This window comes from Streptomyces sp. NPDC050548 (assembly GCF_044457385.1).
Taxonomy (GTDB): domain Bacteria; phylum Actinomycetota; class Actinomycetes; order Streptomycetales; family Streptomycetaceae; genus Streptomyces.
Genome location: NZ_JBITGV010000008.1, coordinates 113,206 through 131,637 on the forward strand (window position 1 = coordinate 113,206; position 18,432 = coordinate 131,637).

General features: G+C 67.1%; 13 protein-coding genes. 12 read left to right on the top strand and 1 reads right to left on the bottom strand.

What is annotated here, in order from left to right:
- Nucleotides 1-574: 574 nt before the first annotated feature.
- The 5 genes from ACIBJH_RS22920 (at nucleotide 575) to ACIBJH_RS22940 (ending at nucleotide 9,189) form a co-directional block, all read left to right on the top strand.
- Nucleotides 575-7,402: an RHS repeat-associated core domain-containing protein gene (locus tag ACIBJH_RS22920; protein ID WP_399118706.1), complete on the top strand. Its 6,828-nt coding sequence runs from the start codon at nucleotides 575-577 to the stop codon at nucleotides 7,400-7,402.
- A 16-nt stretch (nucleotides 7,403-7,418) separates the two neighbouring features.
- Nucleotides 7,419-7,715 (top strand): hypothetical protein, encoded by a 297-nt coding sequence (locus ACIBJH_RS22925; RefSeq protein ID WP_399118707.1) that lies wholly within the window; start codon nucleotides 7,419-7,421, stop codon nucleotides 7,713-7,715.
- 119 nt (nucleotides 7,716-7,834) lie between these two features.
- The gene (locus tag ACIBJH_RS22930; RefSeq protein WP_399118708.1) at nucleotides 7,835-8,047 is read left to right on the top strand and encodes a hypothetical protein; all 213 of its coding nucleotides are present in this window, start codon (nucleotides 7,835-7,837) and stop codon (nucleotides 8,045-8,047) included.
- The gene (locus ACIBJH_RS22935) at nucleotides 8,044-8,388 is read left to right on the top strand and encodes a hypothetical protein (RefSeq protein ID WP_399118709.1); all 345 of its coding nucleotides are present in this window, start codon (nucleotides 8,044-8,046) and stop codon (nucleotides 8,386-8,388) included. Before ACIBJH_RS22930 ends, ACIBJH_RS22935 begins: the two co-directional genes overlap by 4 nt.
- A 333-nt stretch (nucleotides 8,389-8,721) precedes the next feature.
- Entirely contained in the window at nucleotides 8,722-9,189 is a 468-nt protein-coding gene (locus ACIBJH_RS22940) for a hypothetical protein (protein ID WP_399118710.1), read from the top strand.
- Nucleotides 9,190-9,624: 435 nt separating this feature from the next.
- On the opposite strand, the gene ACIBJH_RS22945 is transcribed toward ACIBJH_RS22940, so the two are convergent.
- Nucleotides 9,625-10,296 carry a hypothetical protein gene (locus ACIBJH_RS22945; protein ID WP_399118711.1) on the bottom strand — a complete coding sequence of 224 codons (672 nt, stop codon included), beginning with the start codon at nucleotides 10,294-10,296 and terminating at the stop codon, nucleotides 9,625-9,627.
- A 283-nt stretch (nucleotides 10,297-10,579) separates the two neighbouring features.
- On the opposite strand from ACIBJH_RS22945, the gene hemL reads away from it, so the two are divergent.
- From hemL to ccsB, 7 genes are all read left to right on the top strand, one after another.
- The gene (hemL, locus tag ACIBJH_RS22950; protein WP_399118712.1) at nucleotides 10,580-11,947 is read left to right on the top strand and encodes a glutamate-1-semialdehyde 2,1-aminomutase; all 1,368 of its coding nucleotides are present in this window, start codon (nucleotides 10,580-10,582) and stop codon (nucleotides 11,945-11,947) included.
- The gene (locus ACIBJH_RS22955; protein WP_399118713.1) at nucleotides 11,944-12,630 is read left to right on the top strand and encodes a histidine phosphatase family protein; all 687 of its coding nucleotides are present in this window, start codon (nucleotides 11,944-11,946) and stop codon (nucleotides 12,628-12,630) included. Before hemL ends, ACIBJH_RS22955 begins: the two co-directional genes overlap by 4 nt.
- A 156-nt stretch (nucleotides 12,631-12,786) precedes the next feature.
- Entirely contained in the window at nucleotides 12,787-14,076 is a 1,290-nt protein-coding gene (locus ACIBJH_RS22960; RefSeq protein ID WP_399118714.1) for a hypothetical protein, read from the top strand.
- Between the two features lie 89 nt (nucleotides 14,077-14,165).
- Nucleotides 14,166-14,768, top strand: a complete 603-nt coding sequence (locus ACIBJH_RS22965) for a TlpA family protein disulfide reductase (protein WP_399118715.1) — start codon at nucleotides 14,166-14,168, stop codon at nucleotides 14,766-14,768.
- 6 nt (nucleotides 14,769-14,774) lie between these two features.
- Entirely contained in the window at nucleotides 14,775-15,542 is a 768-nt protein-coding gene (locus ACIBJH_RS22970) for a cytochrome c biogenesis CcdA family protein (protein WP_399118716.1), read from the top strand.
- Nucleotides 15,543-15,545: 3 nt separating this feature from the next.
- Nucleotides 15,546-17,282: a cytochrome c biogenesis protein ResB gene (locus ACIBJH_RS22975; protein ID WP_399118717.1), complete on the top strand. Its 1,737-nt coding sequence runs from the start codon at nucleotides 15,546-15,548 to the stop codon at nucleotides 17,280-17,282.
- Nucleotides 17,279-18,361 carry a c-type cytochrome biogenesis protein CcsB gene (ccsB, locus tag ACIBJH_RS22980; protein WP_399118718.1) on the top strand — a complete coding sequence of 361 codons (1,083 nt, stop codon included), beginning with the start codon at nucleotides 17,279-17,281 and terminating at the stop codon, nucleotides 18,359-18,361. The genes ACIBJH_RS22975 and ccsB overlap by 4 nt, the downstream gene beginning before the upstream one ends.
- Nucleotides 18,362-18,432: the final 71 nt, after the last annotated feature.

Genomic DNA, 18,432 nt, shown 5'->3' on the forward strand with positions numbered 1-18,432 from the left:
ATCTGCCCGGTATTCGCGGGCTCTTTCTGAATGGGCCGCCGGTGGAAAATCGGCGGAAACGGTCGGACATCTGCCCCCCAATTTTAGTCCGAGTGAAAAGCGCCTATGGGCGCGAGGGAGGCTACCCGCAAGCACAGCAAGGCGACAACAGTCCCAGGAAGGAATGCGCCACGGTATGGCTTCACCGGGCGTGTAGATGAAGTGTGCAACTTTGCTGTCTGGTGAACTGGTTGACACCGTTGTTAAGCAATCGACCCAATTCATAGGGAAGCTGACGGATTTGACCTCAAGTTTTGGTCGAACAGAGGGCGATGCGTGGCGATCTCTATACCTTTTGAACATGTGGAGGCCCTGTGAGGGGCGTCTTTGATCTGATCCAATAGGCCCTCGACAGCCGTGCTGGAATGGGGGGTCCGGAGTGCGTCGCAATTCACGTTGGCGGATTTACAGAAAGACCATGCGGATACGCAGGGTGCCCGCTTTGTGGATCGTCGCAATCGGTGTGCTCGGTCTGCTAGTCGGGTTTATCTCGCCAGCGGACGCGCTCGCGGCCGGACAGCACGCGGATTACCTCGTGAAGGCGAAGAAGGAACCGTCGGTTCCGGTCTCGCCGGTCAAGGGCAAGGCCGCGAAGGTGCCGCAGATGGCGCGCTGGAGCGCCGCCCACGCCCACAGGACCTGGCCCGCCAAGGGGGCGGCCGACGTGGCGGTTCCCGCACGTGGCGGCGCTGCCAAGCGAGCCGACGGCCTCCCCGTGACGGTTGCGGCGGCGAAGAGCGCGCATCGGGTGGGCGCAGGCACCCGCGTCCACGTGTCGCTGCCGGGGCAGACGGCCGCACAGAAGCTCGCTCTGAACGGCGTCGTTCTCACCGTGCAGCCGGACGGCACCACTTCAGGTGGGACCGCCCAAGTGGGCCTGGACTACTCGGCGTTCAAGGACGCCTACGGCGGCGACTGGGCCGGCCGACTGCGCCTCGTCCAGTTGCCGGCGTGCGCCCTGACCACCCCGCAAGCCGCCGCCTGCCGCAAGCAGACCCCGCTGGCCTCGACGAACGACGCCAAGACGCAGACGGTCTCGGCCGAGGTGGCACTCCCCGCCACCACCACGGCACAGCCGATGGTGCTCGCGGCGGAGGCCGCCGCTGCGGGCGGCGGCGGCAGCTACGCGGCCACCTCCCTGGCCCCGTCCGGCCAGTGGACGGCCGGCGGCTCGACCGGTGCCTTCAGCTACTCGTACCCCATCTCGGTGCCGGACGTTCCCGGCAGCCTGGCCCCGAGCGTGTCCCTCGACTACAGCTCGCAGACCGTGGACGGGCGCACCTCCTCGACGAACGCGCAGTCCTCCTGGATCGGCGACGGCTGGGACTACTCGCCCGGCTTCGTCGAACGCAGCTACGCCTCCTGCTCCGACGACACGGCGGGCGGCTCCCCCAAGACCTCGGACGAGTGCTGGTCGGACGACGTCGACTCGCTCACTCTGTCGTTGAACGGCTCGTCCAACACGCTCGTCCACGACGACACCACCAACACCTGGCACCCGCAGGGCGACAGCGGCGAGAAGATCGAGGTCAAGACCGACACGGTCAACGGTGACAACGACAACGAGTACTTCGTCGTCACCACCGCCGACGGTACGCAGTACTACTTCGGCAAGAACCGGCTGCCCGGCTGGGCCACGGGCAACGCGACCACCAACTCGGTGTTCACCACGCCTGTTTACGGCAATGACGCCACCGAGCCTTGCCACGCCGCCACCTTCGCCGACTCCTGGTGCCAGCAGGGCTACCGCTGGAACCTCGACTACACCGTCGACCCGCACGGCAACGCCATCAGCTACTGGTACACGCCCGAGACCGGCTACTACGGCCGGGACAACGCCACCACCCCGACCACGTACGCCCGCGGCGGCTACCTGTCCAAGATCCAGTACGGGCAGTTGGCAGGCAAGGTCTACGACACCACTGCCCAGGCCGCCGCCCAGGTCTTCTTCGACACCTCCGAGCGCTGCCTGGCCGACTCCAGCTTCGACTGCGCCACGTCGAAGATGACGACGGCCAACGCCTCGCACTGGCCCGACGTCCCTGTCGACCAGACCTGCGCTTCCACAGGCACCTGCAACAACCACGGCCCGGCCTTCTTCACCACCCAGCGTCTGACGGGCATTCGCACCCAGGCCCTGGTCGGCACCGCCTACCAGAACGTCGACGCCTGGACACTGACCCAGACTTTCCCGTCGACCGGGGACACCACCACCCCGTCGTTGTGGCTGAGCCAGATCGTCCACACCGGCAAGGACGGCGGAAGCCTGGACCTGCCGCCGGTGAAGTTCGCCGGACAGGCGCTCGCCAACCGTGTGGACGGTCTCGACGGCTACCAACCGATCACCCGCTACCGGATGACCACGGTCACCACCGAGTCCGGCGAAGTGGTCACGGTCAACTACACCGGCCCCCAATGCCACCGCACGGGCACGGCAGTACTCCCGTCGAGCGAGGACAACAACACCCTCCGCTGCTATCCGCAGTACTGGACACCGCCGGGCCAGACCTCGCCGCAGCTGGACTGGTTCAACAAGTTCCTCGTCAACTCGGTGACGACACAGGACCCCACCGCTGGCGGGCTCCCGGTCCAGACCTCGTACAACTACGTCGGCGACCCGGCCTGGCACTACAACGACGACCCGCTGACCCAGGCCAAGTACCGCACCTGGAACCAGTGGCGTGGCTACGGCACGGTCGAGACCCGCACCGGCACGGCGCCTGCGCAGATCACGCTGTCCCGGGAGACGTTCTTCCGTGGCATGGACGGCGACAAGACCTCAAGCGGCACTCGCAGTGTCACCCTCAACGACACGGCCAACGACGATCCGCAGAAGGACTCCGACTGGCTGGCCGGCCAGACCTTCGAGGCGCAGACCTACAACGGTGCCGGCGGCGCGCTGCTCTCGGACGGTGTCACCGACCCCTGGAGCTCGGCGGCGACGGCCACCCAGTCCCGTACGAAGGCTGGCCTGGACCCGCTGGTCGCCCGCCGCACCAACATCCAGCGGGCCCGCACCGTCACCACCAAGGCGGACGGCACCAAGCGCACGACCGAGATCGACTACTCGATCGACGGTGCCACAGGTCTGCCCAAGGCCGTGGACGACCAGGGCGACACCGCGACATCAACTGACGACAAGTGCACCCGCACCTGGTACGCGACGGACACCTCCGGCAACCTGCTGCCGATCCCACGCAGGGTCCAAGAAGTCGCCGTCTCCTGCTCCGCCACCCCGAAATATCCGCACGACGTGCTCAGCGACGACCTCACGTTCTTCGACGGCTCCACGGACAACACCGCCACGCCCACCAAGGGCGACGTCACGATGGTCCAGAAGGCCGACACGGTCGCCGACGACGGCACCCCGCACTACATCACGGCGCTGAAGAACACCTACGACTCCTACGGCCGCGAACTCACCGAGACCGACGCCGACGGCCGTGTCACAAGCACCGCCTACACCCCGGCGACCGGCACCAACCCGACCTCCATCACGGTCACCCAGCCCAAGGTCACCGGCCAGACCGCCGGCTTCATCACCACGACCACTCTGGACCCGGCCCGCGGCCTGGACCTGAAGACCACGGACGCGGCCGGATACTCCACCACCAGCACCTACGACCCGCTGGGCCGCCTGAGCGCGGTGTGGAGCCCGGGCTTCCCCACCGACAACAACCCGAACATCAAGTACAGCTACAACCTCTCGCCGTCGGTGCCGTCCACGGTCACCACCCAGACCCTCACCGACGACAACGCCTACCACACCTCCATCTCGATCTACGACGCGATGCTGCGCCCGCGTGAAACGCAGACGGCGACCGTCGACGGCGGCCGTACGATCACCGACACCGTCTATGACTCGCACGGTTGGGCGGTCAGCTCCTCCGACGCGTACTACAACACCGGCGCCCCGTCCGGCACTCTGGTCGACGCGCCCGACAATCAGACCCCGTCCCAGACCGGCACGTTCTACGACGGCGCGGGCCGGGTGACCGCCTCGATCGCCTACCACTTCGCGTCCGAGACCTGGCGCACCACCACCGCCTACCCCGGCGCCGACCGGGTCGACGTCACCCCGTCCGCCGGGACCACGCCCTTCGGCGCCACACCCACCACCACGTATACCGACGCCCGCGACCAACTGGTCAAACTGCTGCGCTACCACGGCACCACAGCCACCGGTGCCGCGGACACCGTCACCTACTCCTACGACGCAGCCGGCCACCAGACCGGCGAGGACGACGGTCAGGGCCACACCTGGTCCAACGGCTACGACCTGCTCGGCCGCCGCACCTCCCAGACCGACCCCGACACCGGTTCCTCCAGCTCGACGTACGACAACGCCGGCCAGCTGCTGACCACGACCGACGCACGCGGCAAGACCATCAGCGACACGTACGACGAAATGGGCCGCAAGAAGGCCGAGTTCGACACCACGGGCGGCGCCGTGCAGTCGACGACGAACGAGCTGGCGGCCTGGACGTACGACACCTTGAAGAAGGGCAAGCCCACCGCGTCGATCCGCTACGTGGGCGGTACGGGCGGCTCCGCCTACACCGACAAGGTCCTCGGCTACGACAGCCACGGCTGGGCACAGGCCACCGAACTCGTGGTCCCCGCCGCCGAAGGCGCCCTGGCCGGCAACTACATCCATCAGAACACGTACAACCTCACCGGAACGCTGAAGAATTACACCGACCAAGACCCGACGACGGTCAAGCTGCCGCAGGAGACCGTCTCGTACAACTACGACGCCTACGGCCGCCCCACCTCTGTCGGCGGCACCACGAACAGCTGGGACTACGTCGACAAACTCAGCTACACGGAGTTCGACCAGCCCTACCAGCTCACCTACGGCACCTCGGGCAACTTCGCCCAGCAGACCCTGAACTACGACGACCAGACCCAGCGTCTGACGGACTCGACCACCATCACCCAGTCGGGCGCCGCAATCGCCGACAGGACCGGCTACTCCTACCAGCCGTCCGGCAACGTCACGAAGATCACCGACCAGCTGGAGACCGGCTCGACCGACACCCAGTGCTTCGACTACGACTGGGCACAGCGCCTGAAAGACGCCTGGACGGCCACGGACGCCTGCGCGGCAACTCCCACATCCGGAGCCTCCAGCACGGTGGGCGGCCCGTCACCGTACTGGCAGTCCTGGTCCTACGACGCCACGGGCGCCCGCTCCTCCCAGGTGGACCACAACACGACCGGCGACACCTCCCACGACGCGACTGCCTCGTACACCCCGTTCGCGGCGGGCAACGGTCCCGCCCACGCGGTGTCCCAGGTGAACACGGTGGTGCCGGCCGACTCGACGGCCAACACCACCAACGCCTATACCTACGACGACGACGGCAACGTCCACACCCGCACCACCCGCGCGGGCACTGACACCCTCATTTACAACGACGAGGGCGACCTCTCCGAACTGGCCTCGACCGGCTCCAGCGGCGACACGAAGTACCTGTACGACGCCAGCGGCGGCTTGCTGATCCGCCACAGCCCCGACGCCACCACCCTCTACACGGGCGACGAGGAGATCACCCTCAAGACAGGCGCCACCAGCGCCGACGGCGTGCGCTACATCTCCATCGCCGGTCAGACCGTGGCCACCCACTCCTCCGACGGCAAGTTCACCTACCTGATCCCCGACCGCCAGGGCACCGGCACCTTGGAGATCGACTCCCAGACCCAGCAGGTCACGCGCCGCCAGTACAAGCCCTTCGGCGAGTCACGCGATCAGACCGGCACGTGGATCGGGCAACAGGGCTACGTCGGCGGCACCCAGGACGACAACACGGGCCTGACCAACCTCGGCGCCCGCGAGTACGACCCGTCCATCGGCCGCTTCCTCAGCCCCGACCCGATCATGGACCCCGGCTCCCCGCAGACCTGGAACGCTTACGACTACGCCGGCGACTCCCCGGTCACCGAGTCCGACCCGTCGGGCCTGTGCATGGCCGACCAGTGCGGCGTCGGCTACCCCATCGGCGGCACCGGCACCAGCAAGAGCAACCCGACCCGGTACGTCGAGACCGGCCCGGTCGACCCCGGCGGCCAGAACCACGCCGTCTGCCACCAGGGCCACTGCTCCGACGGCCACACGCTCGGCGCCGCCGGCGGCAACATCAGCAAGCAGACCTACGACCCGCAGGCCGAGGCCAAGGCCGTACAGCGCGCCAAGGCGACCGCGGACGCGTCCGCCGCCGCGGCGAAGAAGCAGGCATCCGGCCTCAAGCACCAACTACTCAGCCTGGTCGCGGACGTCCTCGGTCTGACAGACGCCTACAACTGCTTCACCAAGGGCGACGTGATGGGCTGTATCAACACAGCCCTTACAGCGGTCCCTTGGGGCAAGGTCTTCAAGGCCATCAAGGTCGGCGTCGAAGCCTTCAAGGTCTGGCGCTCCCTGGACCGCGCCTATACGGCGGTCAAGGACGCGGAGGAGGCCGCGAAACTGGCCGAGGACGCGGTCAAGGCGGAACACGCGGTCGCGGAGGCGGAGAGCGCGGGGGCCAACGCGGCTGAAGACGCCGCGAGTTGTGCGACACACAGTTTCGTACCGAGCACCGGTGTCCGCTTGGCAGACGGCTCGTCCAAACCGATCAGCAAGGTCAAGGTCGGCGACACGGTCCTGGCGACGGACCCACAGACGGGCGTCACAGCTCCGGAGAAGGTCCAGAACGTCATTGTCACCACGACGGACAAGGACTTCACCACCCTGACCCTGGACACGGCCCCGGTCCGTGGACCGTCGCAGAAGGCAAAGGCTGACGCACCCGCCGGGCAGACCATCACCACGACCTGGCACCACCCCTTCTGGGATGCCACCCACCACCGGTGGACCAACGCCCACGACCTGACCCCCGGCACCAAACTTCGCACCACCGACGGCACCACCGTCATGGTGACCGAAGTCCACAACTTCCACCAGCACGAGACGACCTACGATCTCACCGTCGGTACCCTCCACACGTACTACGTAATGGCGGGAACCACGCCGGTCCTTGTACATAACTGCGGGGAGGCCGATGATTGGCAAATTGAGGACCATGTGATCCCGCGTCACACGGCAGGCGGGGAGGAGAATGCCGGGAGGGCAACTTTCTCTGATGATTATTCTTCCCCGGAAGCCTTGTCGAAGCTCGCCTCGCAGTCGAGTAGGTTCATTGGAAAGGTTCAGCAGGCGACGGGACGAGCCCGTTGGATAATTGACACCGGAAGGACGGTCGGAACTAAAGCCGACGGGTCTCCCACATCTATGCTGACCATTGTGCGGCAAGCGACCAAAGAATGGGACATGGGAGACCTCGTAACGATGCATCCGGGCCTCCCGAGGGACCTTCAATGATCGAGGAGGTGTAGTGATGCTCGTTGCTGAGATCCGCAACGGTAGGGGGCAGGTGCTGGCGAAGATGCTCGCCCATGAGAGGTTCAATCCGGTTCTCATGGGGATTGATGTCAAAAAATTCCCACTACTGGGCTCAATTGACCCGTATGGGGACACTGCTTTCAATTACCTTCAGGTGGAGAGGATCCTGATCGAAATCCAGGAGCATGAGCGGACTGGGGGCGCATTTGATGCCTTCCTGGGAGAGCTGGAAACCTTTTCCAGCCAGGCGTTGGCTAAGCCGCATAGATTTCTTTGGTTCATCGGTGACTGATCTTCGGTTGGTCGATCTGGCACCACCCCTTCTGGGACGTCACCAACCGCCGCTGGATCAACGCCCACGACCTCACCGCTGGCACCAAACTCCGCACCACGGACGGCACTACCGTCACGGTGGCCGAGGTCCACAACTTCCACCAGCATCAGACCACCTACGACCTCACCGACCGGACTGGCGAGGTTCCCTGCGGTTGTACCGTTGAGGACGGAACCAACGAGATATTCCATGGCCATGTCCGAACAGATTTAGATACCGATCCCGGCATGGCGAAGGCGAAGGCGGCGCTGCGCAAGGGAATCAAGTCGGGGGATATCGGGGTTCCATGATGGATGGAAAGCAGTTGGAGTTGGAGAATTGGCGGGCCGCACTGACGGCAGACATTCAGAGTTCGGATGTCGGGCTGTCCACCAGGGCTCTGCTGAGGCTGACCTGCGATGATCCGGATCGAATGCGTGTAGAAGCCGTTTTGCTCGACTGTATTTCACCTGAGGCGGACCCTCAAATCAGAGCCCTGGCTGTGACTTGTATGGGACATCTGGCAAGGATTCACCGAGCGGTCAGCGCGGAAATGGTCCATCGCCTTGAAGAGTTGCTCGACGACCCTGAGCTGGAGGGTCGGGCGGAAGATGCACTCGATGGCATTGCGGCCTTTACGGCGACTAATTGAATCCGGATTGACAATATGCTTGATCGCTGTACCGGCAGGCGCTTCCAAGGGATGAGAGCGTTGACGAACAGACGTGGGGAAATAGTCCGGGCCGGTATCGTGGCCGGCTCGGTGTTGTTGGCTGCGGGATGTGGCGGGCACGGCTCCTCCAAGGCAGAGAAGCCTTCCGCGAAGGCGAGTGGTGCGACCGTTGCCGCGACTGGTGGACCCGGTGGGAAGTCGGTTGCGTTGACACGTACACAGTTGGAGCACGCCGTGATCGCTAATGGTGATGCGGTGGGGTGGAAGGTGTCCGTCCCGAAGTCGGCGTCCGGGCCTGTCGGTGGGGTGCGCATGGTGGCCGACAAGGCCGCATGCCAGCCCGTCGCCGACGCACTGAGCGAAACCGGGGCTGTCGAGTCGGTGGCCTCCGTGGAGCGGAGCGCGGTGGCGGAGGATCGTTCCGGGGTGATGGTCCGGGTACGACTGGCCTCATATGCCGGCGGCGGCGCTAACAAAATCATGGCCGATCTGGCGGGCGCGGCGCAGCAGTGCAAGGGGTTCGACGGATCCGGCAGTGACGGCAAACAGCACGTCGGGGTGGCGCAGTACGGGGACTATCTGAGCGCCCAGAGCAGCCTTGGCCTCCGGCTGACCGCCAAGGTCGGCGATCAGACCTTGCCCATCTACCTGGACGTCGGTCGCGTCGGCGGCGCGGTCGAGTATCTCGCGACCTTCAACGTTCTGGGAGACGACCCCGGGACCGGATCGACGACGGCGGAGCGGCAGCAGTCCGTCCAACTGGGGGCCGCGACCTCCTGAGCCCGCACCTGACCGTCTTGCGGTCCGGGCCCTGCTCCATGCCCCACCGAAAGGACTGGGGGAAAGATCCGTCCGAGAATATCCAGGAGTCCTGGATCAGGGCGGTATCGCGGAGAATGCCGACAGCGACCTCGGATCCGAGGTCCGCACGCGGATCCCTGTAGTACGCGCGGATCCCCGTAGTGAAGGACGGGCAGCGAGTTCCTGCGTCCACACAAGTGTGCATGCCCCCGGGGTGGGAGCACGCGGGACTCGATTACTTGCACCCGCAAGGCGATCGACGCCGCCTTCACGCAAGCCGAGGGCGAGCCACCCGGGTCACATCAGCGCCCCCAGCGAAACCAATACGCCCTGGCCGCCTGACGGCCCCTCCCCGGCACCGAAAAGGGCGAGGCCCGAAGGACCCCGCCCATCACCCACGAACCCTCAGCCCGCTCAAGGCCACACAAGGCAATAAGGCTGATGCCCCGCCTCATGCAACCGATGGCTGAAGTCCTGCCACTCGTGCAGCAGTTGGTACACGTTGAACGCGTCCCGCGGCCCGCCCCGGTCAGGCACCGTCGACCAGATGAACGCCGCCGCGCCGACCGCCTCCTCGCCGATTCCGCGGAGCGGGTCGACGACCGTCATCGGGAGTTTGACGACGGCGTAGTCGGGGTGGAGGACGACCAGTTCCAGCGGGGGCACCTTGTTGAGGGGGACGCCCTCGATGCCGGTGAGGACCATCGCGGCCATCGTCTCCGGCTTGATCTTGGTGAACATGCCGTTCATCCCGAGCTCGTCGCCGCCGAGTTCCTCGGGGCGCATCGAGATCGGGACGCGGGCCGCGGTCGCGCCGTCGGGCGCGCCGAAGTATTTGTAGGTCACCCCCACCCGACCACCATTCCTGCTCCCCGCCCGCAACTGATCGATCCGACGTTCGATACGTCGTTCGTCGCGATCCGACTCATTCGAACCCACACCGGATCCAGCGGATCCACTGGATCCGGGACCACTCTGCCGTGCCGCCTCGGCGGCCTCCTCCGCGTCGCGTCGGTGCTTCCCCCGCCGGGCACGCCGAGGACCCAGATCGTCAGTCCCCTCGCCCAGTCCGCCACCGCGATGCATATCTCCACCCGACTGCTTTTCTAGGACGCGTGGCCCCAGCCGCGCAACCCGATCATCGTGTCAGTGACCTCCCCCACGGCCGCCCGCCGAAACGTGCGCTGAAACACCTGTCCGCAGGATCTGCGCAAGCCCTGTACACCGGCGCCCGCATGAGCTGTGTGTATCTGTGTGTATCACCTCCCAGTCTCGCAGATGGGTGGGGGCCCGTGCCCGCGCTCCCGCCGCCTACCCTGAGGAGGTAACTGAGGTCCCGGAGTCCGAGAAGTCGGAGAAGTCGCAGGTCATGAGCCAAACGCCCAGCGCAACGCCCAGCGGAACGCCCAGTGCGTCGCCCGGCACACTGCCCTATCCCTACGAAGCACCCGTCTCGCAGGCTCTTTTCGACCGTGCGTCGGTCGTCACACCGGGCGGCGTGAACTCCCCGGTGCGCGCCTTCCGCGCGGTCGGCGGCACGCCCCGGTTCATGGTGTCCGGCAACGGTCCCTATCTGACGGACGCGGACGGGCGCGAGTACGTCGACCTCGTCTGTTCCTGGGGGCCGATGATCCTCGGGCACTCCCAGCCCGACGTGATCGCCGCCGTCCAGGACGCCGTCTCGCGCGGGACCTCCTTCGGGACCCCCGGTGAGGGCGAGGTCGCGCTCGCCGAGGAGATCGTCGCCCGGGTCGGGCCCGTGCAGCAGGTGCGGCTCGTCAGCAGCGGGACCGAGGCGACCATGTCCGCGATCCGGCTCGCCCGCGGGTTCACCGGCCGCCCCAAGGTCATCAAGTTCGCCGGGTGTTATCACGGTCACGTCGACGCGCTCCTCGCTGCCGCGGGCTCCGGTGTCGCCACCTTCGCGCTGCCCGACACCCCCGGCGTCACCGGCGCCCAGGCCGGCGACACGATCGTCCTGCCGTACAACGATCTCGAAGCCGTGAACGAGGCCTTCCACCGGCATCCCGGTGAGATCGCGTGCGTCATTACGGAGGCCTCGCCGGGGAACATGGGCGTCGTGCCGCCCGCCCCCGGGTTCAACCAGGGGCTCAAGGACGCCTGCTCGAAGAACGGTGCCCTCTTCATCTCCGACGAGGTCATGACCGGGTTCCGGACCAGCCGGGCCGGGTGGTTCGGGATCGACGGGGTCGTCCCGGATCTCATGACCTTCGGGAAGGTGATGGGCGGTGGTTTCCCCGCCGCCGCGTTCGGCGGGCGCGCCGACATCATGGGGCACCTCGCTCCCGCCGGGCCCGTCTACCAGGCCGGCACCCTCTCCGGTAACCCCGTCGCCACCGCCGCCGGTCTCGCCCAGCTGCGGCTCCTCGACGACGCGGCCTACGAGACGGTGGACGCCGTATCGGCGCAGATCCAGGCGCTCGTCACCGAGGCGCTCGCCAAGGAAGGTGTCGCGCACCGGCTGCAGAACGCCTCCAACATGTTCTCCGTGTTCTTCACCGACCGGAGCGTGCGCAATTACGAGGACGCCAAGGCGCAGGAGTCGTACCGCTTCACCGCCTTCTTCCACTCGATGCTGGCGCAGGGTGTCTATCTGCCCCCCTCGTCCTTCGAGTCCTGGTTCGTTTCCACGGCCCACGACGAACGGGCCATCCAGCGGATCGCCGACGCCCTCCCGGCGGCGGCCAGAGCGGCGGCGGAGGCCACGGCAGCATGAGCGACAACACCAGTGACATCACCGTCGTGCATGTGATGCGGCACGGCGAAGTCGCCAACCCCGACGGGGTGTTGTACGGGCGGCTGCCCGGCTACCACCTCTCCGAGCTGGGGCGGCAGATGGCCGACCGGGTCGCCGAGCACCTCTCCTCCCGCGATGTCACGCATGTCGTCGCCTCCCCGCTGGAGCGGGCGCAGGAGACGGCCACGCCGATCGCCAAGGCGCACGGGCTCGACCTCGCGACCGACGGGCGGCTCATCGAGGCCGACAACGTCTTCCAGGGCAAGACCTTCGGGGTCGGCGACGGCGCGCTGAAGAAGCCGGGGAACTGGAAGTACCTCGTCAACCCGTTCAGGCCGTCCTGGGGCGAGCCCTATGTCGACCAGGTCGTGCGGATGGTGGCCGCGCTCGACGCCGCCAAGGATGCCGCCCGTGGACATGAAGCGGTCCTGGTCAGCCATCAGCTGCCGATCTGGATCGTGCGGTCCTACGTCGAGCGGCGGCGGCTGTGGCACGACCCGCGCAAGCGGCAGTGCACGCTCGCGTCGCTGACGTCCTTCACCTACCGCGGCGACAAGATCGTGTCCGTCGGCTACACCGAGCCGGCCCGTGATCTCGTCCCGGCGCATCTCCTCGCGGGCGCGAAGCCGGTGAAGGGGAAGAGCAAGGCCTTCGGCGCCTGAATGTCGTAGCTATCACGATTCCGTCACTCGTCAGGGCCAGTTGCCGAGACAGGCCTGTGACATTTGTTTCGGAACCCAGATGGTTCCTGGCGAACTTTCCCGTCCGTCGCGTCCTCTCACAGGTAGACCACAGAGGATGCGACGGATGGGGAAGCAATGCGGAGTCTCACGCGACGGGGAGTGCTCGGAGCCGGTGCCGGCGCCGCGGCAGCCGTAGGTCTCGCGGGGTGCGGCACGCTCGGTTCGCAGGGGTCGGACCCCTTCGGCGACTCCGGGAAGGGCCACTCCGGCAAGCCCGGCAAGTCCATGGAGCCCCGCGCCAAGCCCATCGGTGACGGCTCCACGTCCTTCACCGGCAGCCAGCCCAAGCAGCCCGCCAAGCCCGTGCCGCTGGAGGCAGGCCAGACCCCGCCGCAGTTCGTGATCTTCTCCTGGGACGGTGCGGGCGAGGTCGGCAACGGACTGTTCCCGCGCTTCCTCGACCTCGCCAAGCAGCACGGCGCGAGCATGACCTTCTTCCTCTCCGGCCTCTATCTGCTGCCCGAGTCGAAGAAGCGCCTGTACAACCCGCCGAACAACCCGCGCGGCGCCTCCGACATCGGCTACCTCACCGACGAACACGTCAAGGCGACCCTCACCAACGTCCGCCGCGCCTGGCTCGAAGGCCACGAGATAGGCACCCACTTCAACGGCCACTTCTGCTCCGGCTACGGCACCGTCGCCAACTGGACGCCCCAGCAGTGGCGCAGCGAGATCGACCAGGCCAAGTCCTTCGTCAAGGAGTGGCGCACCAACACCGGCTGGCACGACCTGCCGTCGCTGCCCTTCGACTACGACAAGGAACTCGTCGGCGGCCGTACGCCCTGTCTCCTGGGCCAGAACCAGCTGCTGCCCACCGCCCGTTCGCTCGGCTGGCGCTACGACGCCTCCTCGCCCGGCGGCCGGCAGGTCTGGCCCGACAAGAAGAACGGCGTCTGGGACTACCCCCTCCAGGCCGTCCCCTTCCCCGGGCACAGCTTCGAGGTCCTCTCGATGGACTACAACATGCTGGCCAACCAGTCGGTCAACTCCACCAACGCGCCCGCCTACAACTACCCGGGCTGGCGTACCCAGGCCGCGCAGGCCTACATCTCCGGCTTCCAGCGCGCGTACGAGACCAACCGCGCCCCCTTCTTCGTCGGCAACCACTTCGAGCACTGGAACGGCGGCATCTACATGGACGCCGTCGAGCAGGCCTTCAAGCACATCGCCGCGGAGAAGGAGAAGGGCGCCGACGTCCGCATGGTCTCCTTCAGGCAGTTCACCGACTGGATCGACGTGCAGAAGCCCGAGGTGCTCGCCAAGCTGCGCGGCCTCGACGTCGGCCAGGCCCCGGCCGGCGGCTGGAAGTCGTACCTGGCCGCGAGCCCCACCGCCTCTTCCACGGCTACCGGAGACGCCGCCTGATACGCCGACTGAAATGCGAGTTTCCGCCCGCCGGGCGCCCTTGAGGGGGGCGCGCAAGATCCCCAGAACGGGCATGCGAAACTTTTCACATGAGTGCCGCCAGTCGCGCCCGTAGCCGCGCCGTCCTGTCGACCGCCGGCGTTGCCGTCGCCGCGTTGGTGCTTTCCGCCTGCAGCTCCGGAGGTACCTCCGGAGGCTCTGGCAACACCAACTTCATCACCGGCTCCGACGGCATCGCGACCGTCAAGAAGGGCGACCGCCAGGCCGCCCCCGACCTGTCCGGCAAGACCATCGACGGCAAGACGCTCGACACCGCCGACTACAAGGGCAAGGTCGTCGTCGTCAACGTGTGGGGCTCCTGGTGCTCCCCGTGCCGCGCCGAGGCGGACAACCTCGTCCAGGTCGCCAAGGCCACCGCCGGCAAGGGCGTCCAGTTCGTCGGCCTCAACACCCGCGACACCAGCACCGAACCGGCCGTGGCCTTCGAGAAGAAGTACGCCGTCCCCTACCCCAGCCTGTACGACCCGACGGGCAAGCTGATGCTCCGGTTCAAGAAGGGCACCCTCAACCCGCAGGCCATCCCCTCCACGATCGTCATCGACCGGGACGGCAAGATCGCGGCGCGCGCACTCCAGGCACTCAGCGAGGAGAAGCTGCGCGAGATGCTCGACCCGGTCATCGCGGAGAAGTGAGCTGACGTGCTGCTCACCGCCGCCGCCCTGCCGGGCCAGAACGAGACGGTCTTCAGCGGGGCCCTGCTGCTGGCCCTGCCGATCGCTGCGCTCGGCGGGCTCGTCTCCTTCTTCTCCCCGTGCGTCCTCCCGCTCGTCCCCGGCTACCTCTCCTACGTCACCGGCGTCAGCGGTACCGACCTGGGCGACGCCCGGCGCGGCCGGATGGTCGCGGGCGCCTCCCTGTTCGTCCTCGGCTTCACCGTCGTGTTCGTGTCCGGCGGGGCCCTCTTCGGCTACTTCGGGCAGACGCTGCAGGAGAACAAGGACGTCCTGTCCAAGACGCTCGGTGTGCTCATGATCGCCATGGGCGTGTTCTTCATGGGGCTGATGCCCTGGCTGACCCAGCGTGAGTTCCGCTTCCACAAGCGGCCGACGACCGGGTTGATAGGGGCTCCGCTGCTCGGCGCGCTGTTCGGCATCGGCTGGACCCCGTGCATCGGACCGACCCTCGCGTCCGTGCAGGCCCTCTCGATGAGTCAGGCCAGTGCCGGTCGCGGCGCCATACTGACCGTCGCGTACTGTCTCGGCCTGGGTGTCCCCTTCGTCCTCACCGCGGTCGCGTTCCGCAAGGCCCTCGGTGCCTTCGGCTGGGTCAAGCGCCACTACGTCTGGGTGATGCGCGTCGGCGGCACCATGATGATCGTGACCGGCGTGCTGCTGCTCACCGGCGCGTGGGACGCGCTGGTGCAGGACATGCAGAGCTGGTCCGACGGCTTCACTGTAGGGATCTGATCGATGAGCAAGACGACCACCGACTCGTCCGCCGCCGAGGAGCAGGACCTCGGCGCCGCCGGTTCCCAGCTCTCCACCGCCCCCGTCGAGACCGCCATGCCCGGCTCCTTCGGCGGCAACCGGAAGCCCGGCCTCAGCGGCTGGCTCGCCTGGACCGGCCGTGAGGCGCTCGGCTGGGCGCGCTGGATGTGGCGGCAGCTGACCTCGATGCGGGTCGCGCTGATGCTGCTGTTCCTGCTGTCGCTCGGCGCGGTCCCCGGCTCGCTGATCCCGCAGTCCGGCACCGACGCGCTGAAGGTGTCCGAGTTCCAGGCCGCGCACAAGACGCTCGGGCCGATCTACCAGAAGCTCGGCCTCTTCCACGTCTACGGCTCCGCCTGGTTCGGCGCGATCTACATCCTCCTCTTCGTCTCCCTCATCGGCTGCATCATCCCGCGCACCTGGCAGTTCGTCGGCCAGCTCCGCGGCCGTCCCCCGGGCGCCCCCAAACGCCTCGACCGCCTTCCCGCCTACGCGACTTGGCGCACCGCCGCCGAACCGGAGCAGGTCCGCGAAGTCGCCCTCACGGTGTTGAAGAAGCGCCGCTTCCGCGCCCACGTCGCCGGGGACGCCGTGGCCGCCGAGAAGGGCTATCTGCGCGAGACCGGCAACCTCCTCTTCCACCTCGCGCTGATCGTCATGCTGATCGCGTTCGCCTGGGGTCAGCTCTTCAAGTCCGAGGGCGACAAGCTGATCGTCGAGGGCGACGGTTTCTCCAACACCCTCACCCAGTACGACGACTTCAAGTCCGGCAACCTCTTCAGCGACGACGACCTCGTCCCCTTCAGCTTCAACCTGAAGAACTTCGTCGGCACCTACGAGCGCACCGGCCCCAACCGGGGCACCCCGCGCACCTTCCAGGCCGACATCACCTACAGCGTCGGCGCCTACGGCAAGGCCAAGAAGCACACCATCAAGGTCAACGAGCCGCTGGAGATCGGCGACTCGAAGGTCTATCTGGTCAGTCACGGCTACGCCCCGGTCGTCACCGTCCGGGACGGCAAGGGCAACGTGGTCTTCCACCAGGCCGTGCCGATGCTGCCGATCGACTCCAACGTCACCTCGCAGGGCGCCATCAAGGTCCTCGACGGCTACAAGAACGCCCAGGGCGTCGCCGAACAGCTCGGCTTCGCCGCCGTGTTCGTGCCGACGTACGCCAAGAGCAGCGGCACGATGTTCTCCCAGTACCCCGGCCTCGACTACCCGGTGCTCAATGTCACCGGCTACCACGGCGACCTGGGCGTCAACGCGGGCATCCCGCAGAACGTGTACCAGCTGGAGACCAAGAACCTGAAGCAGTTCAAGGACTCCAAGGGCAACATCCTCAAGCAACAGCTGCTGCCCGGCGAGACGATGACCCTGCCGAACGGCGCCGGGTCGATCACCTTCGACAAGCAGATCAAGGAATGGGCGGGCTTCCAGGTCGTCCAGCAGCCCGGCACCGACTGGGCGCTGGCCGGCGCGCTCACCGCGATCTTCGGTCTGGCCGGCTCCCTGTTCATCCAGCGCCGCCGCGTCTGGGTGCGCGCCACCACCGGCGACGACGGCAGCACCGTCGTCGAGATGGCCGGGCTCGGCCGCAGCGAGTCCGCGAAACTCCCCGAGGAACTCGGCGACCTGGCGGCACTCGTGCACGACCGGGCCCCGACGAAGACCGACGACGAACCCCCCGTACCCCCCGAAGGGGCTGAGCAGCAGTGAATGTCACCGCCGCCACCAACGAACACCTCGCCAACGTCAGCAACACGCTGATCTACTCCTCGATGGCCGTCTACACCCTGGCCTTCCTGGCGTACATCGCCGAGTGGACCTTCGGCAGCCGCAGCAAGATCGGCCGTACGGCCGCCGCGCTGACCGGTGCCGCCGCGAAGAAGGCGGCCGCACCCGCCGTCACCGTGCAGAACGCGGGCGGCACCACCGTCCTGGAACGGCCGAAGGTCGTCGTCCGGGCCGCGTCCGGCTCCCGCGACGTGCCGGACGGTCCCGGCGCACACGGCGGGGACGAACAGGGCGACCTCTACGGCCGTATCGCCGTGTCCCTCACGGTGCTCGCGTTCCTCGTCGAGCTGAGCGGCGTCCTCGCCCGCGCGGCCTCGGTGGAGCGGGCGCCCTGGGGCAACATGTACGAGTTCAACATCACCTTCTCCACGGTCGCCGTCGGCGTGTACCTCACGCTGCTGCTGCTCAAGAAGAACGTGCGCTGGCTCGGCCTGTTCCTGGTCACCACGGTCCTCCTCGATCTCGGTATCGCCGTCACTGTCTTGTACACCGCCAGCGACCAGTTGGTTCCCGCCCTCCACTCGTACTGGCTGTACATCCACGTCTCCACCGCGATCATCTGCGGCGCGGTCTTCTACGTGGGCGCGGTGGGCACGCTCCTCTACCTCTTCAAGGACTCGTACGAGAGCAAGCTCGCCGCCGGCGGCAAGCCCGGCGCCTTCGCCACCTCCGTGATGGAGCGGCTGCCCGCCTCGGCGAACCTCGACAAGTTCTCCTACCGCGTCAACGCGGCCGTCTTCCCCCTCTGGACGTTCACGATCATCGCGGGCTCGATCTGGGCCGAGTCCGCGTGGGGCCGCTACTGGGGCTGGGACCCGAAGGAGACCTGGGCGTTCATCACCTGGGTCGCCTACGCCTGCTACCTGCACGCCCGCGCCACGGCCGGCTGGAAGGGCCGCAAGGCCGCCTACCTTGCCCTGATCGCCTTCGGCTGCTGGATCTTCAACTACTACGGCGTCAACATCTTCGTCGGCGGCAAGCACTCCTACGCCGGCGTGTAAGCCGCAACTCCCTTTCGGCACAGGCCGGTTCCGTGTGACATGGGTCACCGGAACCGGCCTGTGTCGTCCGG

Bases quoted from the DNA above. Each gene is read 5' to 3' on its own strand.
- hemL (WP_399118712.1), top strand. From the start codon at position 10,580: ATGAGCCAAACGCCCAGCGCAACGCCCAGCGGAACGCCCAGTGCGTCG.
- ACIBJH_RS22960 (WP_399118714.1), top strand. From the start codon at position 12,787: ATGCGGAGTCTCACGCGACGGGGAGTGCTCGGAGCCGGTGCCGGCGCC.
- ACIBJH_RS22935 (WP_399118709.1), top strand. From the start codon at position 8,044: ATGATGGATGGAAAGCAGTTGGAGTTGGAGAATTGGCGGGCCGCACTG.
- ACIBJH_RS22955 (WP_399118713.1), top strand. From the start codon at position 11,944: ATGAGCGACAACACCAGTGACATCACCGTCGTGCATGTGATGCGGCAC.
- ACIBJH_RS22945 (WP_399118711.1), bottom strand. From the start codon at position 10,296: ATGCATCGCGGTGGCGGACTGGGCGAGGGGACTGACGATCTGGGTCCT.
- ACIBJH_RS22975 (WP_399118717.1), top strand. From the start codon at position 15,546: ATGAGCAAGACGACCACCGACTCGTCCGCCGCCGAGGAGCAGGACCTC.
- ACIBJH_RS22965 (WP_399118715.1), top strand. From the start codon at position 14,166: ATGAGTGCCGCCAGTCGCGCCCGTAGCCGCGCCGTCCTGTCGACCGCC.
- ACIBJH_RS22940 (WP_399118710.1), top strand. From the start codon at position 8,722: ATGGTGGCCGACAAGGCCGCATGCCAGCCCGTCGCCGACGCACTGAGC.
- ACIBJH_RS22925 (WP_399118707.1), top strand. From the start codon at position 7,419: ATGCTCGTTGCTGAGATCCGCAACGGTAGGGGGCAGGTGCTGGCGAAG.